Origin of the sequence: Chryseobacterium balustinum, assembly GCF_900168205.1 — a bacterium.
GTDB lineage: Bacteria > Bacteroidota > Bacteroidia > Flavobacteriales > Weeksellaceae > Chryseobacterium > Chryseobacterium balustinum.
In genome coordinates this window covers 30,208-52,416 of record NZ_FUZE01000018.1, presented here as the reverse complement: position 1 = coordinate 52,416, position 22,209 = coordinate 30,208, and the positions used below count along the sequence as shown (strand labels likewise).

The window sequence follows — 22,209 nt, the reverse complement described above, 5'->3', positions numbered from 1 at the left end:
TACGAATTTTAGAAACTATATCTAAATTCAGTAGTGATTTTGAATCTTTAAAAAGTAATTTTAAAGAGATTATTTCAGTTCTTCGTAGTAATTAATTGCATGATTTACAGTTTGCACTATAGAGTCAAAATTAAACTTTTCTCTTTGCATTTTGTATATAACTAAATCAGTTGACAGATTTGAGTGAAAACTGCTGATAAAATCAATATCTTTCAGAATTTGGTCAATATGTACAAGTATTCCAATCCTAATATCTATTGATGGCGATATTAATTGAGTTCTTAATTCTTTAAGTTTTTCTAATTGTGCTTGTGTAGCTTTTTTTGGATTCATAAATTAAAAGTTTTTCTAAATATACAAATTAATCGTCACTCTCGATAATTAGATTTGTAACTTCATAAAGCCAATTAACATCACCATTAGAAATTCTTCTAATATTCATTTCAACTGTTTTATTAAAAGCATTTAATATTTTGGTTTTACGCTCATTTGATATATTCATAGATTTTATTTGAGATGTAATATCATCAATCGTAGCTTGAGCTTTATTATATCTGTTTTGCTTTGTTGTCATCGCATTACCCAATCCAGAAATATCTAATTGTTGAGGTGAACTATATTGTGTAGGTTGTCGAGACTGAGAATTATTTGTACTATAATATTCCCATTGTTTTGAGAAGCTGTTATACTTTTCATAACCAGTCATATTTCCGCTAGAATCAAAATATTCATATCGCTTGTAGATTGAATTGTACTTTTTAGTTGCGGTTTGGGAAAAACAAAAGACTCCTGTTAAAAGCGTTGCAATAATGATAAACTTTTTCATAAGTGAATTTTTAATCACTCAGTCCCAAAGTGAGATTATTAAATAGAAAAGCGTGGGACTTTGCACTATCTATTCTTACAGAGGCTCTGGTAAGCCATTAGGAAATAAACAGGAAAGCCCACGCCCTATGGCATGAGCATTTCGCTTATTTATCTACTCCTAATTTTTGAATTTACCAGATTCCTGTAAGGTAGTATAAAAAGCAAACGCTTTGTTTTGTCGTTAAAATTTGAACTACAAATATAAAAAGAAAAGAGATATGTTTCTTATATTAGTAGTAAAGTTAGAGATAGAGGTGCTAATAACGCTATTGATAAAGGTATTAAAGCTGTCATTGATAAAACCAATAGATAAGTATAGACATTAACTACTGAAATACATTATTGTGTAATTGGTATATAAGATATATATGTTGTATCTTTGCAAAAGAAAATGACCCGATAAGGGGAAAACTTATCAGGTCAGTAATGAAGATGTTCGTGCAAATGAAGCTTCATCCAGTCTAAATAACTACGTGATGTAGTAATGTACTATTTCTTAGCCCACGTATTATATACGTTAAGTGCTAATCCTAGTATCGCAATGATTAACATTGTTGTTGCCATGCTTATTAGTATTTGGGTTACAGGTATGACTACTACTTAGTCCACGGACATACCTTTTACCTGTGGAGTATTTATCTTTTCAGAGCTCGATTCTGATTAGATATTTTTCGATGCAAATATACGAAATATCCCGAACGTGACCAAACTTTTGGGAAATTTTAACTAATTACACAAAATTAGAGAGCAATAATTTATTGCTCTCTTTTTTATTAACTAAAACCGGTGTAACATTATATGTTAGTGCCTTTTTTAAATAGCCGTCCGTATTTATTGGTTGTTATCTTCCAGTTGTGTTCACTTGCGATATACCATTCAATGAGAGGAATTAAATATTCGGTTCGGATATTGGTTTCCGACATAAATTTCGCATAGAATATCTCATCTCTCGCAAGAGATTTTGCGACGTACGTTGTATCCCACCAAAAGTCATTGAGAATAAGCTGGAACTCTTCTTTTGATGGTCTTTTGATGATGGAAACCTGAAAACTAGGTTTTTGCATTTCCTGTGTAATACCTTCTTTGTCGATCAGAATTTTATAGCCAATATCCCAATCTTTAGGTAATTCTTTTAATCTTACCTCTTCCAAAAACTTGTCTTTGCTGAATAGTTTGAAATCAACTTTTACATGATCATCATACAAAATCATTTTCATTGCATGTTTTCCATCAAAGCTATTTTCATCTTCTTCAATCATGGCAATTGGATTTCCAAAGTAATGCGTCCAATTCTTGTCTGAAATATACTGGGTATTATTTTCAAAAATAAGTTCAATATCTAAATCGCTAAATTCATCAACAGGGGCTAAAGGATTTGCGAGTGAGCTTGTAAGCAAAACTACTTTTACATCTTCGTTGTTTTCTGACCAATTAATGATTGATTTTAATTTTTCTTCTCTGGCTTTCATAATGAGTTGGTTTAATAGGTTGGGGCAACTGTTAGGCATTAAATTACAAAAAAACCGCCCAGAAATCTGAACGGCTTATAAAAATTCTTAAGAAACTTTTTCTACATGCTGACTTTCTTCCAGCTCTTTCATTAGAGTAAGCAAATCTTTTTTCTTTAAAAAATACTTTCGATGAAGGAAGTACGGCAAAGTATTGATTGCATTCATGAGTATTTGTAAATTATGATCAAAATACTCTTCATTATTGAAATATATATGTTCTTTTTCTATATAGTATTCTAAATCTTTCACTTCTTGTTCGCTCAAATCTTTAGTTAAAAGTGAATTCTGAAGATGAAACCTTATTTCATATTTTAATTTTTCTTCAAGAGTTTTAAGAGTAATAAAATTATTTTTTATTTGCTCGAACGGTGTTCTTGTACTGATAAAAGCAGTAGCATTTACAAGATCTATATACAGTTTATATTGATCTTCGTATTGCTTATCATAATCTACAAAAGCCTGATAAAGGCTTATAAATCCTGATTTTCTATTCTGGTTTTCTGCAACTTTTAGGAAATAATTGTAAATGTCGGAATCATTTTTAGCAATCAGATTTTTATTTTCCACGATAGATTTGTCAATTGCCGGGATGAGCTTCTTAGCTTCCGTGGCTTTGTATTTTCTTCCGTCGTAGTCGAATGTTTTTAAAATAAATTCTTTATTGGCAATAGCTTCGATGGTTTTTTTATCATTTTCCAAAGCGATTAATGTGTAGACAAGTTCTACTTTTTCGTTGTCGTAAAGATTTTCGAACTGAATGTTTTCTGATAAAGCATTTTCTTTAGCTTCAGAATTTGGGTTTTTGTTATCGTAATAATTATTAAAAATTTTATCGAAAGAATCGTTTTGATATTGTGCTTCAAATTCAGATTTAAAATTTTCAAACTCTAAATCCGTTCTGCCATGTTTGTATTTTACGTTTGAGAAAAGTTTTGCGGTCAGTTTTTCTTCGGTTTTCTCAAAATCTCTAAATAATTCTTTTGCCGGTTGATTGTCGGTTTCCTTTACGATATTGAGCTGTCTGAGTTTTGCAACTCGGTCTTCGGTGGAAGGATGTGATGCCCACTGGTTTTCTATATTCAATTTTGATTTATTAAACAAGCCAGATTCTGTAAGTTTCACATAAGGAAGATTGTATTTCGTTTCCAGCTCGCTTTGCTCTGCAAGAAAATTCATAACAAAAAACTGTTCTCTGTAAATGTTTTTACTCGACTGATTTTTAGAAATTCTCGCTTCATAAAAATTAATCACATTATTGTAAGAATTACTGGCAAGCTCTAATCTCAAAAGTGATTCTTCTAAAGAAATAGAACCCGAAATATTGGCCGCAATTTCATCTGCATGAAATTCCATTTCTCTGGAAAGTGCCATATGACGGATGTTGACGTAAGAATACATCTTGGCAAGAACCCATTGTATTTTTGAAGTGAAAAAAATAGCAAGTGATGCAAAAATTGAAAAATAACCGCTGAAACTGGCAAACTTTTCTATAGAATTCCGGTAAGATGCATCGTCATTCACCAAATTAAAAATAATCTGATTTACATTATAAACATAACTTCCAACCTTCATTGAGCGTTGTGAGAAATGTCCAAATTCGTGAGATAGGATTGCTTTAAGTTCTTGCTTTGTGGTGGTATTGATAAGTCCGACTCCAATCGTAAGATTTTTCTGAATAGGAAAAAACATACTCCAAAAACTGGAATCGTAGAATACACTTGCATTCACATCATAAGATAAATAGACCTTTTTCGGAAAGTTAGTCTCTGCTTCTTTTACGATTTCGTCAATCATTTTAAAGAGTTCTGGCTCGTCTAATCTTTTGATTTCGGTGAGATAACTTCTATCGTTGATGTGTTTTTTAAATAAAAATTTGATGATAAAAAAGAATACAAAAATTCCTGTTCCTGCTAAACCTGCACCAACCATAAGGGTAAGAAACATAGGTTTTGCAATGATGAGCCAAATTCCGCCACCAATACAGGCTAAAGCTAAAACAATCGTGAAAAGAAAAATAAGAATATAAACAAAAACAAATATGATGATAGAAGAAACTGCCGCCTTGGTCTTTTTCTTAAAATCCTGGGAAACCTGAATGAGCATGATTATTTTTTTTTACAATAATACATACATTGGTTTAATAGAACAAGAAAAATCCTTCGAGGTGGAGTTAAATTTTCATTAGATAGGATAGGGAAGTGCGTCGTTAATAATGTTTTTTTTAATTAAAACAAATTGTGCTTTTACGTGAACTTCGCGGTTAAAATTTATTTACAAATTGATATTCAATTTCATTTTCTTCAAGATCTGCCGTTTTAACAAAGCCAACTCTGTTGAAAAGTTTTATTGCGCTGTTATTATTTTTGTCTGTAATCGCAATTACTTTTGTAAGACCCATATGATTAAGTCCAAATTCGGCAGCCAGTTTCATCGCTGTTGTCATAAAACCTTTTCCATAAAATTCAGGTTTTAATACACAACCCAATTCTCCAATTCCATTATCAAAACCACGATAATAGCCTAAGGTACCCATAATTTGATTGGTTTGTTTATTGGCTATTCCCCAATGAATTGATGTGCCGTTTTGGTAATCCTGATTGATTCTATTCTGCATTTCTTTTGCATTTTCAACAGTAGAAGCAGGCATTGCATCATAGAAAGATATTTCAACAACATCTTTGATATCATCATCTTTAATTTCTCTCAAAATAATGGTTTCGGAATCAATTTCCGGAAATTTATTGTATGGTGGAAGGTTCATTTTATTTTTATGATTTGGTGATTTTTTACTCAGAAATATTGATTGTTACTATTGGCACAGATGGTAATTAATGAGAGTTTTAACTTGATGTTTAACTCCGATTTTCGCCAATATAACATTCATTGTAATTTCTTTATTTATAAATAGATTTATGTTTTAATTAATAATCTCAGCATCAGGATTTTCCCGAAGTTTTGCAATTCTTTCCTTCCAGTTTTGAAGTTCTTCATCTGTTAGTTTAATCCATTCGGTGACCTCGCCAATAATCTTTAAAGGTTCTGTACTTCGATAAGAGCGGGTAGGGTTTCCCGGAAATTTTTTATCGGTTACGTTGGGGTCATTTTCAAATGTTCCTGTTGGTTCTACGATATAAATTCTTTCACAGCCATCACCTTTTGCGAGCGCAGCAGCTAATCCGGCGCCGTTTTGTAATGCCGTAAAATAGATGTGATTCATAATGATCTCGGGATAGTAATTCGACTCGAATCCGGGATTGAGCAGATCACCAATTTGTAAATCGGCTTTTGTACCGTGGTAGAACGGACCGTTATCCAGAATTTGTTCATCTTTTTTGTTTTCCATTACGAAAGGATTTTTTAGGTTTGCAGAACCTGTAAACTTAAGAATTTGTTTTGAAATGAAAAAAACACTCTGGGAATTGAGCGGTTTTGATTTTTTAGATAAGCTGCAGGATGCAATTGTACGGAAGTGGGAGAGTCTCTTTCGTGATTGTTTTCACTTTATCAAATTTAAATTTCTTTATTAATTAGAAAACCTCTGGATTGTAAATATTCATCAATTTCTATTTCAAATGGAAGTTCAAAACCATTATCCAAATCAAATATTCCTGCTGAATTGTCTGATGATTCTAAAAATCCAATCATTTTTGAGCGGGTATTTTCTTTTGCTTTTTTCCAGCAGTTTTTAATGAAGTCAATTTCCAAACCGTTTTGATTTTCCCAATAATTGGCAAAATCCAAGTGATTTTCATCATTGAGATAGGCTGAATAATCGATATTATTTTCATTCAAAACTGTTTTACACAATTCCTGAACATCAAAATAGGAGTAGTCTTCCAAAGAATGATTTTTCAAATGCAATTCTGCGATCTGCGTGGTTTTATCTGGAGCGTAATATTCATAATTGGGCAAAGCAAATAGAAAAGCCAAAGGATTGGCAGCATAATAATACAAACTAATTACTTCGATTTTTCTGTCATCTTCTCTAAATTGATATTGAGAACTCAACACATCCACTAAAAAATCGGTCACTACCTTTTCTCTCGGAAGCAGGAAAGTCGTAATGAATGCTTCATCAATTTTCGTTTCTATATAACTCATAATTTATTGTTGACTGTAAAATTAACAAAAAACCGTTCTGGAAATGGGAAAGGTTTATAATATTTTGGATAGTGTGGATTTATAATTTATGCTCTATATTAAAAGTCACGGATTGCAAATCTGCGACAGCGAGGACATTAAAATAATGTGATCTATTCCACAACGCCATTTCCGGTGATGATTGATTCTTCCATTAAATCTACAATTTCAGAGACTGGGATTGAAAATACTCCAGCGATTCCTTGGTCAAATTCTTCTTTCCAATAATCGTAGCCGTCTATTTTACTGGGAAGTTTTACTTTTTCGTTTTTTAATTTAGTAACACTTTTATCTAATGCTTCCTCAGTAATTGGAATGTGTGTGAATTCCTTTGCAAAACCTTTTTCTACATCAGGATCTCCCACCTTCAATCCACCAATTGAGATGTGAATCACCTTTCCGTGTTTTGGATAATCTTCTATTTTTAAAATTTTCAGCGTGGATTTTTCCTCACCTGTGCGGGTTTTGTAATTCCACTCCTGACCGACGACGTATTTTATGGTTTCTGGGGTTTTACAGTTGATGAGGAAGAGAGATAAAATTAAAGTTGAAAGAATTTGTTTGATCATTAGATGGAATTTGTTTTTAACACATCGACAAAGTAGGGAGACTTAACGGAATAATTTTCACAAAGCCACACGAGGGGATCTGTGTGGCAGCGGTGGAATATTTATTTAGCGGAAAGTGCTCCTTCGCTAATATCTGCAACCTGAATGCTTTTAATAGATGATTTGGTTGAAGATGCTGTACTTCCACCCATGATGTATAATTTATTATTATATATTTCTGCAGCAGCGTGTCGTCTGGGAATCATATTGGATGATAACTTATGTAATTTATTGGTTTCTGTATCAAAATAGGCCAGAAAATTTTGATTATTATAACCGCCTGCAATAAAGATCTTATTACCGGACACCGCTAATGAATGACCGGATATCGCAGCAGGCATCGTATATTGCTCTGTCCACATATTTTTGTTGATATCGTAAACATTCACCAGACGGGATGAGGTTCCGTTAAAGCCACCAATAACATAAAGCTTATCATTCACAATTTTGCCCCTTGCTTCTCTGGCTGTTGGCATATCCGGTAAACGATGCCATGTGTCTGAAGCAATGTCATAATATTGGAATCTATCAGAAAATACGGTGGTGGCGGCATTGTTTAGCCCACTTCCTCCGAACGTATATATTTTTCCGTTATGAATGGCAGAACCTGCATTTCCTGTGTAGGCATGATTAACTGCTCCCTTTGTCTTTTTATGCGTTTCAAGGTCTATAATTTCAAGATTGCTGTTTCCCCAACCGTTAAAAATATAGATTTTATTATTGTAAGTCTCCGAATTGGCGAATCTTTTAGGAACCAGACTAGAATTGATTACACTCCAACGGTTATCTTTAATACTGTATTTTTCAATAATAGTGGCATTACCATCCGTATCTTTATAGCCATTGCTCACATAGATATTGTCATCTGCAATGGTACTGCTTATCGCTCCTCTTTTCATAGACATATCCGCGAGATGTTTAAAATTTAGGGTTTGTGCATTGACTAAGCATAAACCGAAAAGTGAAAGGAGAAATGATTTTGTTTTCAAGGGCGTTGAGGTTTGGTCTAATTGATTCTCTGTGTAGGAAAATATGTTTTAAATATAGGGAAAAGTGGTGGATTGGAAGTGTGAGATATCGACTTTGTTTTGAAATGGAAAAACCATTCTACAAATATAATTTCTTTAATGTAATCTTATTAATCAGTCAAAATCGTTCAATGACGAATCAATATGATTGGAATTCCATGCAAAAAGGGTGGAATTTGAACCTAAAAGGGTAGTTTTCCAGTCTAAAAGGTTCAACGACCAGGCAATTAGGCTGAAATTCCGAGCAAAAAGGGTGAACTTCTAACCTAAAAGGTTCGACGATCAAGCAATTAGGCTGGAATTCCAGGCAAAAAGTGTAGTTTTCTATTTATAGATTATATTGAAAAGTGAAAACCGCTCGGATGGAGCGGTTTTTGTGTTTTTGAGTATGAGCGAGACGTTTACACCAGCATTGGGAAAGTCACAGATTCCAAATCCGCGACATCGGGTATTTGATCATGTTTTGGAATTTGTTTTACTGCCTCAAAGTCGGGAGACTTTGCGGAGCGAGGGGGATTTGGTTTTAAAGATAGGAAAAAATGGAGGATTGGAAATATGAGATCTTGAATTCGTTTTGATATGGAAAAACCGCTCAGATGGGAGCGGTTTTGTTTTATCATTATTGCACAAAGTCATGAGACTTTGCGCAGTTGGGAGGTTATTTAGCTAATTTCTTCTATTTTAGTTTTAACAGAATAATTCATTTGATCTTCTAATTTGCTCCATAAAAAACTATAAATGAAGTCAGGAATTAAAGGACTTAATATTCTATTTTGATAAATTCTATCTTGTATTCTACGAAGTTCTTCAGTACTAATAGAGTCGTTCAGAGAAATTGAGTTCAAATTTTCTTCAATAATTTCTCTGAGTTTTTGAAGATTATCAACTGATTCTAAGTTGGTGTTAAATTCTTTATATGTGAAATTAAATATTGGAATTGAAGGTAAAACTACTTCTATCATAAACTTCATTAAAGAAAAATTATTTGATAGTGAAAAACTTAATAAAATAAGAAATGTCAAAATTGACAGTATGATAAGAAGTATATTGTATTTCTTTTTAATATTTTGATCATAGCAAATATTCATTCTTTGACAAAATAATATAGCAATGTTTGTATCAATATTTTTAATTTCTTTCGAATACCAACTGGTTACCTTTTCAACCTTTTTATTGTTGTTTTTATCTTTCTTTGAGTAATATCTAATTATATCTGCATCAACATATGTAGTATTTAGCAATTCATTTTCAGGAAGTGGAAAAATTGTTGTATCAAAATCTTCTTGAATTGAAGCGGCCGTTTTTTTGCATCTATCTATATAAATTTCAAAAATTTTTTCTAAAATAATTGCAAAGACAGTGAATAAAACATAAATCCAATGTTTGTCATTAATTTCAATTATTGTAAGATTAGTTATTAATGAAATAATTATGGGTATAATCACCGTGAGACAAATAAGAAAGTAATTTACCTTTTTTGCATTAGAGTATAATCTTCTTTGAGCAAGAAGTTTATCAATGTTTATAGCTAAATTTTGTCTATTGAATATATCTTTTCCTTTATTCATAAATTGGAAATTTAGTTCCAAATATTTCACGCCACTTATTTATAGCTTTTTCTTGATGTGAATCCTTTGTTTCTGCATTTATAGCCTCTACAGCTTTATCATAAGCCCAATTAGCTTTGTTTGATATTGAATATTTTTGTTCAAAGGTAAGATTATTCAAGTTTCCTTGAATACCTTTTGGATCGTTAACATTATTATAAATATGATTTTTTAGATAATAAAAAAAATCTCTAATATCAAAATCTATCCATTTAGATAATTCTGCTTTTGTTTTTGCAAAATTAATTACAAACTGTTCAAAAAGATATGATCCAATAATATAAGAAGAATTATGTTTATTCCAATATTTTAAAGTTCTAATTAGTTGTAATAATTTGCCATCATAATTCTGATTTGTAGATGTGATTAAATCTTGATCAATTCGAGGATCAGTAGACTTCCAATTTCCATTACCATCTGGAATAAGATAAAGATTAGTGTCTGTATAAAAACAAGGAACAATATCGAAAACCCACTCATAACTTTGAAGGCTTAGTGTAGCGGCTTCACCTCTTGAGTGAATTTCTGCAGATTTGTAATGTTCAATTTCTGAAAGAGAATTTTTTACTTTATTTACAACCTTTTTTGAATTTAAAATGTTATTATCTGATAATTTTTTTAGTCTTTCACCAGCATTTATAGTCTGTATATAATATGTATTACCAGATTGTGAGTAAGTTGCATCATTTGCAGTAAAACAAAACATTATATCAATATCATCAAGTTCTCGAATTTTTGTTTTCCTTGCGAAAGATCCAAATTTTATATGTTTATAATGATTTTTGAAAGGAAACTCTAAACCTTCTTTAGAATCCAATGCATTTAATTGACCCCATAACCAATCACGACTCGACTTGGCTTTTGATGTTCTATCTGGGTTTAAATTCACGGTTTCTGTATTAAATTCACTAAATGCTTTATCTACTGTTTTTGCCATAATTTGTGTAAATATTGATGATATATCTCAAATATACACAGAATCTGTAATGATAATGAGATATTTTGAGAAAAGTTACTGTGATTAATTGTTATATTATTGTTGTAATTGTATTGATAAAATATATTTTGGACTAATTTAAAATATTAAAATAATTTCTCATTACGGAAAACCGTATTTTAGTTATTTGAAAATAAAAAACCGCTCAGAAAAATCTGAACGGTTTAAATTTATATTGCCTCGGTCGATGACCGTTACATCATTCCCGGCATTCCACCTCCCATTGGCATAGCTGGTTCTGCGCTTTTCACTTCAGTGATCACACATTCAGTTGTCAATAGCATTCCAGAAACAGAAGCTGCATTTTCAAGGGCAACTCTTGTTACTTTTGTAGGGTCGATGATACCTGCTTCAAGCATGTTTACATACTCGTCAGTTTTAGCATTGTAACCGAAATCTCCAGTTCCTTCTGCAACTTTAGCAACGATTACAGAACCTTCACCTCCTGCGTTAGCAACGATTTGTCTCAATGGCTCTTCGATTGCTCTTTTTACGATCTTGATCCCTGTAGTTTCGTCAGCATTGATCCCTTGAAGATTTTCTAAAGCAGAAATAGCTCTTACGAAAGCAACACCACCACCTGCAACAATACCTTCTTCAACTGCTGCTCTTGTAGCGTGAAGTGCATCATCAACTCTGTCTTTTTTCTCTTTCATTTCAACTTCAGAAGCTGCACCTACGTAAAGTACGGCAACACCACCAGCTAATTTAGCCAATCTCTCCTGTAGTTTTTCTCTGTCGTAGTCAGAAGTAGTCGTTTCCATCTGAGCTTTGATCTGAGCAACTCTTCCTTTGATCTTGCTTTCTTCACCACCACCGTTTACAACTGTTGTGTTGTCTTTGTCGATAGATACTTTCTCAGCAGTTCCCAACATATCAATGGTAATGTTTTCCATTGTGAAACCTTGCTCTTCAGAGATCACTGTTCCTCCTGTAAGGATTGCGATATCTTCCAACATTGCTTTTCTTCTGTCTCCAAATCCTGGAGCTTTTACAGCAGCAATTTTAAGAGAACCTCTCAATTTGTTTACCACTAAAGTTGCCAAAGCTTCACCTTCAACTTCTTCAGAGATAATCAATAAAGATTTACCTCCTTGAGCGATTGGCTCAAGAACCGGAAGCAATTCTTTCATTGAAGAAATCTTTTTCTCCACTAAAAGGATGTAAGGATTTTCTAGTTCAACTAACATTTTCTCAGGGTTAGTCACGAAATATGGCGACTGGTAACCTCTGTCAAACTGCATACCTTCTACAACATCAACTGTTGTGTCGATACCTTTAGCTTCTTCTACTGTGATAACTCCTTCTTTACCAACTTTTCCGAAAGCTTCAGCGATTAAAGCACCGATTGTTTCGTCGTTGTTAGCAGAAACTGAAGCAACTTGCTTCACCATTTCTGTAGAATCACCAACTGTTTTAGATTGAGATTTAAGGTTTTCAACAACTGCAGTTACTGCTTTGTCGATCCCTCTTTTCAAATCCATTGGGTTTGCACCTGCAGCTACGTTCTTAAGACCTTCTCTTACGATAGCCTGTGCCAAAACAGTAGCGGTAGTAGTACCGTCTCCTGCGATATCATTAGTTTTGGAAGCAACTTCTTTTACCATTTGCGCTCCCATATTTTCTACTCTGTCTTCAAGTTCGATTTCTTTTGCTACAGAAACACCATCTTTAGTAACGTGAGGTGCACCGAAAGATTTTTCGATCACTACGTTTCTACCTTTTGGTCCTAAAGTTACTTTTACTGCATTAGCCAATGCATCAACCCCTCTTTTTAGAGCGTCTCTTGACTCGATATCGAATTTTATTTCTTTTGCCATGTTGTTTAGCTTTTGGCGATTTGCTTTTAGCTTTTGGCTTTAGCAATTCGCGGTTTTAATTTATAATTTGATTTTTTTTGAGCTATCAGCGATTTGCTAAAAGCTATTTTCCATTGAGCCTGTTCCAAAGTGTTACAAGCTTCTTTTTTAATATTATAAGTTCTTCTGAAAGATTTTGATAATCAATTTCGTTGATGTAATTTAAATCTTTAGAAAGTATTAATTGGTTTTCAGCTTCATTTGACGAGCCTAGTGCAATATTGATGAAATTAGCAAATTCTTTATCTGAATTTCTTCCGCTTCCTTCCGAAATATTATATCCGATTGAGGCAAATGATCTTCTGATTTGAGAGGTCAATCCAAAAATCTCTTCTTTAGGAAAACTCTTGGTTGAATTATAAATTTTTAAAGTTAATTGATGGCTCAATTGCCAAACTTCAAATTTCTTAAAATCTCTCATAGTATTAGCTTGAACTTAATTGCAAAAAGCTAGAAGCAAAAAGCCATTAGCCAATTATTCCTAGTAGATCAGCTTCCTTAACGATTAAGAAATCTTTTCCGTCTAATTTTAATTCAGAACCTGAATATTTTCCATAAAGAACTTTGTCACCTACCTGTACAGTTGTAGGCTCATCTTTTTTACCAGGACCTACCGCTACTACAGTACCTTCTTGAGGTTTTTCTTTTGCGGTGTCTGGAATAATAATACCTGAAGCTGTTTTAGTTTCTGCAGCGATTGGCTCTATCAAAACTCTGTCTGCTAAGGGTTTAAAGTTTACTGACATAATATATTTTATTTTTTAATTATTTCTGTGTTGTAATTCTCTAAATGCGTGCCAATAGGCTGGAAGTAGATTTTTGGCAGATTTTTTTTGAAGATGTGAAATTTTGGCAGAAAAAAAGTTCACTTGTTATAAGTGAACTTTTTTACTAAATTTTAGTTTTTCTTTCCTGCAGCCTGCATTGGGTTTACTTTTCCATTGGCGCCACCTCTTACTGTTCCGTTTTGCTTTTCTTTGAAAACCTGGAATTTTGAAGTTTCAGAACTTGTTCCGTCATTGCTCCAAAAGTTATTTGAAGTGTCAATATCTGCTGTTTCTCGCATCGGATCAAGCTGAATAGATTTTAATTTTTTGTCAAAATAAAACGTTTTTGAAATTTTCTTTTCATTGTGTCTCCAGATTTGAGCCGAAGACTTATCTCTTAATTTTGAGCCATCTTCAAATGTAAATTCAAGAATAACCGGCATTACCAAACCTCCTTTATTTACAAAGTCAATTTGATAAGCATTGATGTTTTTAAGCTTTTCCTGTTCTTTTTTGTCTAAAGCTATATTTCCTTCTGTTTTTAAAGTGTATTCTTTATTGATATCTACTTTTTCCTGACCACGGTCATAGCGGTAATAAAAATCTTGTAAATCTTTATCTTTATCTACTTCAAATGCAATCGTTTTATCTTCTTTATTTCGGATTTTTGAAATATCTTCAAAAGGATTTTGTAAAGGTTCTTCTACTTTGTATTTAGTTTCATTAGCTTCTTTTACAGTGCTGAAATCCGGACTTGCCATGGTCACTTTATCAATAGCAATGTCTACAGGATCTGTTCCGTAAAACCATCCTCTCCAGAACCAATCTAAGTCTTCGCCGCTGGCATCTTCCATTGTTCTGAAAAAATCTGCAGGCTCAGGATGTTTGAAAGCCCATCTTTTAGAATAGGTTTTAAAAGCTTTGTCGAAAAGCTCTCTTCCCATAATCGTTTCACGAAGAATATTCAGTCCTGTTGCTGGTTTTGAATAAGCATTCGGACCAAACTGAATAATGTTTTCGGAATTACTCATAATTGGCTCCAATTGATCTTTCGGAAGTTTCATGTAATCAACAATCGTCCAAGCCGGACCACGTTTTGACGGGAATTTATTATCCCATTTTTCTTCGGTTAAATATTCTGTAAAGGTATTTAAACCTTCATCCATCCAGCTCCATTGTCTTTCGTCTGAATTGATGATCATCGGGAAAAAGTTGTGTCCAACTTCATGAATAATCACACCAATCATTCCGTTTTTTGTACCTTCAGAATAGGTTCCGTCTTTTTCTGTTCTTCCAAAGTTGAAACAGATCATCGGATATTCCATTCCGTTGGAAGCTTCCACAGATTGAGCTACCGGATAAGGATACGGAATTGTAAATTCTGAATACGTTTTAATTGTATGAGCAATAGCTTTTGTTGAATATTTTCTATACAAACCATAAGCTTCTTTTGGGTAGAAACTCATCGCCATTACTTTATTGTTGTTTTCAGGAATGGTAACGCCCATGGCATCCCAAACAAATTTTCTTGAAGAGGTCCAGGCAAAATCTCTCACGTCTTTCGCTTCAAAAACCCAAGTTTTTCTTTGCTTTGAATGATTTTTTTCTGCTTTTTTAGCTTCATCCAAAGTCACAATTTCTACAGGCTCAGCTGAGGTTTGAGACTTTTTGTACCTTGATAATTGTTCTGATGAAAGAACCTGTTCATAATTTTTACATTCTCCGGTTCCGCCAATAATATGATCCGCCGGAACGTTCATCGAAACTTTATAATTTCCAAAAACTAAAGCAAATTCGCCTCTTCCTGTGAACTGATGATTCTGCCATCCCTGAAAATCACTGTAAACGCACATTCTAGGAAACCATTGTGTAATGGTGTACAAATCATTTCCGTCTTCTGCGAAATTTTCGTAACCACCACGACCGCCCATTTTTATACGGTTCGGAATATTGTAATTCCAATCGATTTTAAAGATGAATTTTTCGCCTTTTTTCAACACTTTAGGCAAATCAATACGCATCATGGTTTTGTTGACGGTATATTTCAACGGATTTCCTGAAGCATCAGTTACTTTTTCCAGATTTACGCCGTGTCCATTATCTTTTGCGGGAAGATCAGTCGTCTTTAATTGCTGGTCATTTAAAGATTTTGGGAGGGTAGAAGAGAACTGATAATCTGCTTTATTTAACGTTGATTGTTGGTTTTCATCTAGCTGAAGCCAAATATAATCTAAATCATCGGATGAATTGTTGTGATACGTAACCGTTTCAGAACCTTTCAGATTTCTTTTATCTTCATCCAAATATGCAGTGATGTCGTAATCTGCCCTGTTTTGCCAGTATGCCTGTCCCGGAGCTCCTGAAGCTGTTCTGTAAACGTTTGGTGTAGGAAGAATAGTTCCCAACTGTTCAAATCTGTTTCCGTGGTTGCTACCCGGATTATTTTGAATATTCTGAGCAAAAGCGCCGGTATAAAATAGAACTGAAAGTGCAGCAACTTTAAATTTCATAGCTAATATTTTTAATTGTTTTCAGGAAAAGCTAACCACCAGTCTTCCATTGATTTTATAATAGGCAAAAAGGCAATCCCTTTTTCTGTTAATTTATATTCTACTCTCGGAGGAATTTCAGCATAAGCAATTCTCAAAATAAGACCGTCATTTTCCAATTCTTTTAAAATCGTGGTTAATGTTCCCTGTGCTAAATTATCTAATTCCCGCTTCAGAACTCCGAATCTTTTTGGGCATTCATTAGCAATAATTTTTATCAGAGAAATCTTCCATTTTCCATTAATCATCTTCAAAGCGTGCTCTGCGTAGCAATTATTTGCCAGAAAAAGAAAATTTTCTGTACAGCTAACGGTTTCATTATCAGAATTAGTATTAAAATTCATACTGAGTATGTTTTTTTCACCTACTTGACAGCAGGATTTGAGGTTCTTACTTTTGATGCCGTAAAGTTAAAATATTATCAATAAAAATGAGAAATTTTCAAGAGTTTAACAAATGGCTGAGTTTAATTGTCATTTCGATGTCGATTTTTTTATGTGTTCTGGATCTTTTCATTGTCAATATTGCAATACCATCCATCAAAAATTCTATCAACGCAAGTACTGCCGAAACACAGTTTATAATCGTCTTTTATATTATCGGCTACGGTGCTTTTCTGATTACGGGAAGTAAAATAGGGAACAAATATGGGCATAGGAAAACCTTTATTGTTTCCATGTTCAGCTTTATGGTGTTTTCATTTTTTTGTGGAAATTCTACTTCTGCAACAGCATTGAATGTAAGCAGACTTTTTCAAGGTATTTCGGCTGCTTTTATGGTTCCGCAGGGCGTTGCTTTAATATCCAATGTTTTTACAATTGAAGAAGAAAGGGTAAAAGCTTTAGGTATTTACGGTGCGATTGCAGGAATTGCTTCGGTTATAGGACAGGTTTTAGGCGGAATAATCCCCGATCTTCATTTGAGTTTTGATGCATGGCGACTTGTTTTCTTTATTAATATTCCAATTGCACTTTTGGTCATTATTTTGGCTAATAAATATCTTAAAGAAGTTGAAATTAATACAAAAGAATCCATACAAATCTTTCCACAAATAACATTGATTATTCTCCTGATTGTTTTGATGTATGCAATTGTCATCAGTGGTGAAGAAGGTTGGAGGACAAACAATATTCTGTTACTGCTTTCATCTTTAACCGGTTTGATTCTTTTCATTTTAAATCAAAAAAGGAAATTTAAAAAGGGAAAAGAGGTTTTAATCAATATGAAACCTTTTTTATATCCAAGTTTTAAAATAGCACTTTTAGCAGCCATAACTTATTATCTGGTTCAGGATTCTTATTTTTTTATCAATGCCAATTTTTTTGAAGAACATCATCATTTGAGCTCTACAAAAACAGGATTATTGTTTGCTTGCCAAGGAATTGGTTATGTTTTAGCATCTTTATTATCCGTTAGGTTTTTAAATAAATATCAGGAGAAATTTATTGTTTTCGGTTTACTAATCATGGTTTTAGGACTTGTAGGACATATTTACGCCGTTAGTACCTCAACAGTTAACTTACCAATTATTTGCGCTGTATTATTCTTTTACGGAATAGGATGCGGAATCGTTTTGCCATCTATGTTTACCAATGCAATGAGAAAATTACCTGTTTCAATTACTTCTCTTGCATCCGGAGTTTATTTGACTATACAACAAATTTCTATAGGATTTGGGGTAAGTTTGGTGGGCAGGGTCTACTTTAGTTTTGATGATGGATACTTTATGGCAACCTGCATAATGATTTTTTTATTATTGATTACGATAAGTATATTTTTAATTTCCTTTTTTAGATTAAAAAGGAATTCTCTCTAAGGTCATTTTTAAAGCTAAAGCGAAAACTCCTGACGATACAAACAAAATCCAGTCTTTTTTGTTTACTTTGAATAGATTTAAAAGAATAAAAAGCAAAATCAAAATAGCAAAAACAATAACAATTTGGCCAGCTTCCAAACCAATATTAAAACCTAAAAGCGGAACGGCAATGCTCTGGCTTTTAGCGATCATCACTCTTGCGGTATTGGCAAATCCTAACCCGTGAATGAGTCCGAAAAAGAGTGCTAAATAATAATTGGTTTTATTCTGCGCCTGTTTTTTATTTTTCATTATAATATTTCCGGCAGCGGTTAAAACAATCGTCAAAGGAATCAAAAATTCAACCCAATCTGAAGGAAGTCTTACAACATCGAGAATACTTAAAGCCAATGTTATAGAATGTCCGATGGTAAATGCGGTTACCAAGATCAGAATTTTTTTCCATTCTTTGAAGGTGTAAACAGCAATTAAAGCCAAAACAAAAAGCTGATGATCAAGCGCATCTAATGAAATAATGTGTTCCCAACCGAGTTTTAAATAAAATAAAAAGTCCTGCATTTTCCGATTTTTTTTTGAAATGCGATGATACAAAATTTATTTTAACTTTGTATAAAATTGAAGTGATGCACCTTACAATAGAAATAGAAAATAAAGAAGACTATCCTTTTATAAAAGAACTTTTAGAAAGATTAAAAGGTGTGAAAATCGTACAAAACGAGTACGAAACTATTGAAGGTCTACCAGCTCACGTTTTTGAAGAGGTTGAAAAATATGGTGAATCTTTAAAAGAAGAAGATTTAATTTCAAAAAAAGATTTCTTTAACCTGATTGATGAGGAAATATGCAAGTTGAATTCTCAAAAATAGCAGAACAAACTTTAATTGAAAATGTAGAATTTCTCAAAAAGGTTTGGATAAATCGTGAAATTGTAATTTTTCTTGAAGATGTAAAAAAGATTGTAAATGATTTAGAACATGAAAAGTATCAACAGTTTCAAAATCAATAAAAAATACAAGAAGTGCCTTAATAGGCAAAAAGCATGTAAGAATATTTTTCAGAAAAGAAAAAGAAACTAAAATTATTATCTTACTATTCTTTGATATGAGACATGATCCACAAAAAATTCTCGATTTACTAAAATGAAAAAAACACTTTTCTTTTTCTCTATTTTGTTTATTCTTTATTCTTTTACAGAAAAAAAACATCCTTATCACGTCGGTTCGGTAGAAGTCAATTACAATTCAAAATCAAAAACTTTTGAGGTGACCGGAAGATTTTTCTTAGATGATTTAGAAAATGGACTTGCTAAAAAATACGGAAAACCTTTTCATTTTAATGACACAAAATATAAAGTTCAAATTAATGAAGCTTTAAAAAATTACAGCGCTGAATATTTTAAACTCAAAACAGATAATCAGTTTTTAAAAATCAATTACATCGGCTACGAAGAAGACAGCGAATCGGTAAATGTTTATCTGGAATCTGAAAAAGTAGAAAATCCCAAAAAAGTGGAAGCAGCAGTGAGTTTTCTGTATAATTTATTTGATGACCAAATCAACTTAGTTCATATTATCGTTAATGGAAATCGTAAAAGTGAAAAACTGACGTATCCGAATCGATATTTATTTCAGCAGTTTTAATTGAAATTATTTTTGAAGTTGTAAAAGAGCATTTTCAGCTTTTGCATGAGCTAAAAGGTCAGGAAAAAAATCATCGTAGCATTTCTGCAAAGCTTCTTTATTGTCTAAGAAAGCCTGAAAAACCGGAATGTCTTTATCCAAATATTTCGCTTTATTCAAAACATTCTGAATGCTGAATTTGATGCCCCAATCTTCCCGGTAATTGTACAACCAATCATCGTGCTCCATTTTTGCAAGCATTTTTTTGAAATTTTCAGAAAGAAATTGCTCATTTTCATTCAACACTCTATAAACCCTCAATGAATGTTCTTTCCAACCTTTCAACGAATGTAAACTAAGATCTTTCGCCAGAAAATAATCCATCGAAACATCTACAAAAGCTCCCGCGTAAAGCCTTACAAGCGGACTAAAAACTTTTTTTGCCTCGTGAATGGCGGGATGAGAATCTGTAAATGTATCAATCGAACGATGTAAAGTAATTCCATCCTGAATATCTTTCGGAAATGAATAGCGGTCTTTGTTACGGATAAAATCTTCGAGAAACTGCCCGACAATTTGTCCGTCATTGAAAGTGAGAAAAGAGTGGGCGAGAAAGTTCATAAACGAATATAGAAATTTTTAAGTAAACATCTGTCATGAAAACAATCGCTCATGAAAATCCTCAACTTTACTCACTTCTTCAATCTTAATTCCGAACTTTTTCTTTGGAAGTTTATTAAGATTAGAAATAAAAATGGTCTCATAACCCAATTTTTCGGCTTCCGTAATTCTTTGTTCTGCTTGTGCAATTGGACGAATTTCTCCGCTTAACCCAATTTCTCCAGCAAAACAAAAATGTTCAGAAATGGCAATATCTTCATTCGAGGAAAGAATTGAAGCGACAACAGCTAAATCTAAAGCAGGGTCATCAGTCTTAATTCCCCCAGTAATATTTAGGAAAACATCCTTTGCACCTAACTGAAAACCTGCTCTTTTTTCAAGAACAGCCAAAAGCATATTTAATCTTTTAGAATCAAAACCTGTGCAGCTTCTTTGCGGAGTTCCATAAACTGCGGTACTTACCAATGCCTGAATTTCCAAAAGCATTGGTCGGTTTCCTTCCAAAGTTACTGCTACTGAATTTCCGGAAAGCTCTTCAAACTTTTTGGTGATTAAAATTTCAGAAGGGTTTTTTATTTCTTTTAAACCTTGTGAAACCATTTCGTAAATTCCAATTTCTGCGGTAGATCCGAAACGGTTTTTATTGGCTCTCAACAATCTGAAAAGATGGTTTCTATCCCCATCGAAATTCAGAACAACATCGACCATGTGTTCCAAAACTTTCGGTCCTGCAATTTGTCCATCTTTTGTGATGTGCCCTACCAAAAATACGGGAACGTTGTTTTCTTTGGCATATTTAATAATTTCATTTGAACATTCACGGATCTGAGAAACAGTTCCGGGCGAACTTTCGATCAATTGAGATTGAAGCGTTTGAATCGAATCAATAATAACGAAATCGGGTTCCAGTTTTTTAGCTTCATGAAGAATTTTTTCTAAAGAAGTTTCGGTATATAAAAAACAATTAGGATTTTTGACATCGGCTAAACGGTCGGCTCTCATTTTAATCTGCGAAGCACTTTCTTCCCCTGAAACATAAAAGATTTTCTTTTTCATTTTTAAAGCAAGCTGAAGAAGCAGAGTAGATTTACCAATTCCGGGTTCGCCGCCTATTAAGGTGACAGATCCTAAGACAATTCCGCCACCTAAAACACGGTTTAGCTCATCGGAAGGTGTTTTTATTCTGGGTTCTTCAATGGCTTCAACTTCAATAATATTGATGACGCTTTGTTTTGATTTTGAAAAAGGAGGTGTTTTTGATGAGGTTTTTTCTACCACTTCTTCTACTAAAGTATTCCATTCCAGACAGTTTTTACATTGCCCAGTCCATTGTGGGTATTGCGAACCACAGTTTTGACAGAAGTATGCTGTTTTAAGTTTTGCCATGCCGTAAAATTATGAAAATATGCTTTAATTTTTTATCTTATCATAGGTCAATACTCAATATAAATATACTGACTATATTTGTCATTATAAATTTAAAAAAATGAAAAAAATACTATTAAGCTTTGCTTTTGCTTTGGTAAGCATGTTTACTTTTGCCCAAACTACTTGGACGGTTGATCCGGCACATTCATCTATTAATTTCAACATCAAGCACATGGGAATTAGTTTTGTGCAAGGAAGATTTGATAAATTTATAGGTAAAGTAGAAACTTCAGGGGCTAATTTAGATAATGCTAGGTTTGATTTTACTGCTTATCCAGAAACAATCAATACAGGAGTGGAGGCTAGAGATAAACATTTGAAGAGTGCAGATTTTTTTGACGCAGAAAAATTTCCAGAAATGACATTTCAAGGAGCAACTCTTTCACAAGGAAAAGATAAAAATTACACACTTAAAGGTAAATTAACAATCAAAGATGTTGCAAAAGAGATAAGTATTCCTGTAACTTTTGGTGGTATTGCTAAAAACCAACAAGGCAAAGAGGTTGTAGGTTTACAAGCAAAGTTTACAATTAATCGATTAGATTATAATATTAAATATGACCCAACAGGAGCAGGTGTTGCGAAAGATGTTGAAGTAAGTCTATTTTTCGAATTAGTGAAATAATATTTTTATATATAATTTGATTTAGGTGAAAGGTTTCTCAGATTATTTTTGAGAAACCTTTTTATTTTTAACAGAAATTTTAATACTAGTTTTTATTGTCTGGAATAGTGTTTTTGGTAAATGAAATCAATATTTTAAAATTTAAAAGGTAAACAAAATTGCTTTGC

The 22,209-nt window shown here is 32.9% G+C and carries 22 protein-coding genes and 1 pseudogene; 4 read left to right on the top strand and 19 right to left on the bottom strand.

What is annotated here, in order from left to right; genetic code table 11:
• Window positions 1-69: 69 nt before the first annotated feature.
• From B5X64_RS16840 to B5X64_RS16760, 16 genes and pseudogenes are all read right to left on the bottom strand, one after another.
• Window positions 70-333, bottom strand: coding sequence for a hypothetical protein (locus tag B5X64_RS16840; RefSeq protein WP_079466352.1), 264 nt, complete (start codon window positions 331-333; stop codon window positions 70-72).
• A 28-nt stretch (window positions 334-361) separates the two neighbouring features.
• A complete protein-coding gene (locus tag B5X64_RS16835; protein ID WP_079466351.1) occupies window positions 362-826 on the bottom strand; it encodes a hypothetical protein in 465 nt (154 codons plus the stop codon).
• Between the two features lie 841 nt (window positions 827-1,667).
• A pseudogene (locus B5X64_RS16830) lies at window positions 1,668-2,336 on the bottom strand (aminoglycoside 6-adenylyltransferase); the annotation flags it as partial.
• Between the two features lie 87 nt (window positions 2,337-2,423).
• On the bottom strand, window positions 2,424-4,481 hold the full coding sequence (locus B5X64_RS16825; RefSeq protein WP_079466349.1) for a M48 family metalloprotease: 2,058 nt from the start codon (window positions 4,479-4,481) through the stop codon (window positions 2,424-2,426).
• Window positions 4,482-4,638: 157 nt separating this feature from the next.
• Complete coding sequence (locus tag B5X64_RS16820; protein WP_079466348.1) at window positions 4,639-5,139, bottom strand: GNAT family N-acetyltransferase; 501 nt, start codon at window positions 5,137-5,139, stop codon at window positions 4,639-4,641.
• Between the two features lie 156 nt (window positions 5,140-5,295).
• The gene (arr, locus tag B5X64_RS16815; RefSeq protein WP_079466347.1) at window positions 5,296-5,721 is read right to left on the bottom strand and encodes an NAD(+)--rifampin ADP-ribosyltransferase; all 426 of its coding nucleotides are present in this window, start codon (window positions 5,719-5,721) and stop codon (window positions 5,296-5,298) included.
• 167 nt (window positions 5,722-5,888) lie between these two features.
• On the bottom strand, window positions 5,889-6,479 hold the full coding sequence (locus tag B5X64_RS16810; protein WP_079466346.1) for a hypothetical protein: 591 nt from the start codon (window positions 6,477-6,479) through the stop codon (window positions 5,889-5,891).
• Window positions 6,480-6,631: 152 nt separating this feature from the next.
• Window positions 6,632-7,087 (bottom strand): hypothetical protein, encoded by a 456-nt coding sequence (locus tag B5X64_RS16805; protein WP_079466345.1) that lies wholly within the window; start codon window positions 7,085-7,087, stop codon window positions 6,632-6,634.
• 101 nt (window positions 7,088-7,188) lie between these two features.
• Window positions 7,189-8,031, bottom strand: a complete 843-nt coding sequence (locus tag B5X64_RS16800) for a Kelch repeat-containing protein (protein WP_079466344.1) — start codon at window positions 8,029-8,031, stop codon at window positions 7,189-7,191.
• 785 nt (window positions 8,032-8,816) lie between these two features.
• Window positions 8,817-9,722, bottom strand: coding sequence for an S-4TM family putative pore-forming effector (locus tag B5X64_RS16790; protein WP_079466342.1), 906 nt, complete (start codon window positions 9,720-9,722; stop codon window positions 8,817-8,819).
• Window positions 9,715-10,698, bottom strand: coding sequence for an SMODS domain-containing nucleotidyltransferase (locus B5X64_RS16785; protein ID WP_079466341.1), 984 nt, complete (start codon window positions 10,696-10,698; stop codon window positions 9,715-9,717). The genes B5X64_RS16790 and B5X64_RS16785 overlap by 8 nt, the downstream gene beginning before the upstream one ends.
• Window positions 10,699-10,952: 254 nt before the next feature.
• A complete protein-coding gene (gene groL / locus B5X64_RS16780) occupies window positions 10,953-12,578 on the bottom strand; it encodes a chaperonin GroEL (protein ID WP_079466340.1) in 1,626 nt (541 codons plus the stop codon).
• Window positions 12,579-12,681: 103 nt separating this feature from the next.
• The gene (locus B5X64_RS16775; RefSeq protein ID WP_079466339.1) at window positions 12,682-13,038 is read right to left on the bottom strand and encodes a four helix bundle protein; all 357 of its coding nucleotides are present in this window, start codon (window positions 13,036-13,038) and stop codon (window positions 12,682-12,684) included.
• A gap of 46 nt (window positions 13,039-13,084) precedes the next feature.
• Window positions 13,085-13,363, bottom strand: a complete 279-nt coding sequence (locus B5X64_RS16770) for a co-chaperone GroES (protein ID WP_066681821.1) — start codon at window positions 13,361-13,363, stop codon at window positions 13,085-13,087.
• A 152-nt stretch (window positions 13,364-13,515) separates the two neighbouring features.
• The gene (locus tag B5X64_RS16765; protein WP_079466338.1) at window positions 13,516-15,894 is read right to left on the bottom strand and encodes a M1 family metallopeptidase; all 2,379 of its coding nucleotides are present in this window, start codon (window positions 15,892-15,894) and stop codon (window positions 13,516-13,518) included.
• A gap of 11 nt (window positions 15,895-15,905) precedes the next feature.
• Window positions 15,906-16,277: a winged helix-turn-helix transcriptional regulator gene (locus tag B5X64_RS16760; RefSeq protein ID WP_066681811.1), complete on the bottom strand. Its 372-nt coding sequence runs from the start codon at window positions 16,275-16,277 to the stop codon at window positions 15,906-15,908.
• 86 nt (window positions 16,278-16,363) lie between these two features.
• Here B5X64_RS16760 and B5X64_RS16755 point away from each other — a divergent pair, with 86 nt between their 5' ends.
• A complete protein-coding gene (locus B5X64_RS16755) occupies window positions 16,364-17,749 on the top strand; it encodes an MFS transporter (protein ID WP_079466337.1) in 1,386 nt (461 codons plus the stop codon).
• On the opposite strand, the gene B5X64_RS16750 is transcribed toward B5X64_RS16755, so the two are convergent.
• Window positions 17,729-18,307, bottom strand: a complete 579-nt coding sequence (locus tag B5X64_RS16750; protein ID WP_079466336.1) for a HupE/UreJ family protein — start codon at window positions 18,305-18,307, stop codon at window positions 17,729-17,731. The genes B5X64_RS16755 and B5X64_RS16750 overlap by 21 nt on opposite strands.
• Window positions 18,308-18,372: 65 nt before the next feature.
• Here B5X64_RS16750 and B5X64_RS16745 point away from each other — a divergent pair, with 65 nt between their 5' ends.
• On the top strand, window positions 18,373-18,615 hold the full coding sequence (locus B5X64_RS16745; RefSeq protein ID WP_123920981.1) for a hypothetical protein: 243 nt from the start codon (window positions 18,373-18,375) through the stop codon (window positions 18,613-18,615).
• A gap of 273 nt (window positions 18,616-18,888) precedes the next feature.
• On the top strand, window positions 18,889-19,389 hold the full coding sequence (locus tag B5X64_RS16740) for a DUF6702 family protein (RefSeq protein WP_079466334.1): 501 nt from the start codon (window positions 18,889-18,891) through the stop codon (window positions 19,387-19,389).
• A gap of 6 nt (window positions 19,390-19,395) precedes the next feature.
• Here B5X64_RS16740 and B5X64_RS16735 read toward each other — a convergent pair whose 3' ends face one another.
• A complete protein-coding gene (locus B5X64_RS16735; RefSeq protein WP_079466333.1) occupies window positions 19,396-19,989 on the bottom strand; it encodes an acyl carrier protein phosphodiesterase in 594 nt (197 codons plus the stop codon).
• A 33-nt stretch (window positions 19,990-20,022) separates the two neighbouring features.
• Window positions 20,023-21,375 (bottom strand): DNA repair protein RadA, encoded by a 1,353-nt coding sequence (gene radA, locus B5X64_RS16730; protein ID WP_079466332.1) that lies wholly within the window; start codon window positions 21,373-21,375, stop codon window positions 20,023-20,025.
• A 100-nt stretch (window positions 21,376-21,475) separates the two neighbouring features.
• Here radA and B5X64_RS16725 point away from each other — a divergent pair, with 100 nt between their 5' ends.
• Window positions 21,476-22,042 (top strand): YceI family protein, encoded by a 567-nt coding sequence (locus tag B5X64_RS16725; RefSeq protein ID WP_079466331.1) that lies wholly within the window; start codon window positions 21,476-21,478, stop codon window positions 22,040-22,042.
• Window positions 22,043-22,209: the final 167 nt, after the last annotated feature.

Bases quoted from the DNA above. Each gene is read 5' to 3' on its own strand.
- B5X64_RS16735 (WP_079466333.1), bottom strand. From the start codon at position 19,989: ATGAACTTTCTCGCCCACTCTTTTCTCACTTTCAATGACGGACAAATT.
- B5X64_RS16775 (WP_079466339.1), bottom strand. From the start codon at position 13,038: ATGAGAGATTTTAAGAAATTTGAAGTTTGGCAATTGAGCCATCAATTA.
- B5X64_RS16810 (WP_079466346.1), bottom strand. From the start codon at position 6,479: ATGAGTTATATAGAAACGAAAATTGATGAAGCATTCATTACGACTTTC.
- B5X64_RS16805 (WP_079466345.1), bottom strand. From the start codon at position 7,087: ATGATCAAACAAATTCTTTCAACTTTAATTTTATCTCTCTTCCTCATC.
- B5X64_RS16760 (WP_066681811.1), bottom strand. From the start codon at position 16,277: ATGAATTTTAATACTAATTCTGATAATGAAACCGTTAGCTGTACAGAA.
- B5X64_RS16765 (WP_079466338.1), bottom strand. From the start codon at position 15,894: ATGAAATTTAAAGTTGCTGCACTTTCAGTTCTATTTTATACCGGCGCT.
- B5X64_RS16750 (WP_079466336.1), bottom strand. From the start codon at position 18,307: ATGCAGGACTTTTTATTTTATTTAAAACTCGGTTGGGAACACATTATT.
- B5X64_RS16835 (WP_079466351.1), bottom strand. From the start codon at position 826: ATGAAAAAGTTTATCATTATTGCAACGCTTTTAACAGGAGTCTTTTGT.
- groL (WP_079466340.1), bottom strand. From the start codon at position 12,578: ATGGCAAAAGAAATAAAATTCGATATCGAGTCAAGAGACGCTCTAAAA.
- radA (WP_079466332.1), bottom strand. From the start codon at position 21,375: ATGGCAAAACTTAAAACAGCATACTTCTGTCAAAACTGTGGTTCGCAA.
- B5X64_RS16840 (WP_079466352.1), bottom strand. From the start codon at position 333: ATGAATCCAAAAAAAGCTACACAAGCACAATTAGAAAAACTTAAAGAA.
- B5X64_RS16790 (WP_079466342.1), bottom strand. From the start codon at position 9,722: ATGAATAAAGGAAAAGATATATTCAATAGACAAAATTTAGCTATAAAC.
- B5X64_RS16785 (WP_079466341.1), bottom strand. From the start codon at position 10,698: ATGGCAAAAACAGTAGATAAAGCATTTAGTGAATTTAATACAGAAACC.
- B5X64_RS16740 (WP_079466334.1), top strand. From the start codon at position 18,889: ATGAAAAAAACACTTTTCTTTTTCTCTATTTTGTTTATTCTTTATTCT.
- B5X64_RS16800 (WP_079466344.1), bottom strand. From the start codon at position 8,031: ATGTCTATGAAAAGAGGAGCGATAAGCAGTACCATTGCAGATGACAAT.
- B5X64_RS16770 (WP_066681821.1), bottom strand. From the start codon at position 13,363: ATGTCAGTAAACTTTAAACCCTTAGCAGACAGAGTTTTGATAGAGCCA.
- B5X64_RS16755 (WP_079466337.1), top strand. From the start codon at position 16,364: ATGAGAAATTTTCAAGAGTTTAACAAATGGCTGAGTTTAATTGTCATT.
- B5X64_RS16745 (WP_123920981.1), top strand. From the start codon at position 18,373: ATGCACCTTACAATAGAAATAGAAAATAAAGAAGACTATCCTTTTATA.
- B5X64_RS16825 (WP_079466349.1), bottom strand. From the start codon at position 4,481: ATGCTCATTCAGGTTTCCCAGGATTTTAAGAAAAAGACCAAGGCGGCA.
- B5X64_RS16820 (WP_079466348.1), bottom strand. From the start codon at position 5,139: ATGAACCTTCCACCATACAATAAATTTCCGGAAATTGATTCCGAAACC.
- B5X64_RS16725 (WP_079466331.1), top strand. From the start codon at position 21,476: ATGAAAAAAATACTATTAAGCTTTGCTTTTGCTTTGGTAAGCATGTTT.
- arr (WP_079466347.1), bottom strand. From the start codon at position 5,721: ATGGAAAACAAAAAAGATGAACAAATTCTGGATAACGGTCCGTTCTAC.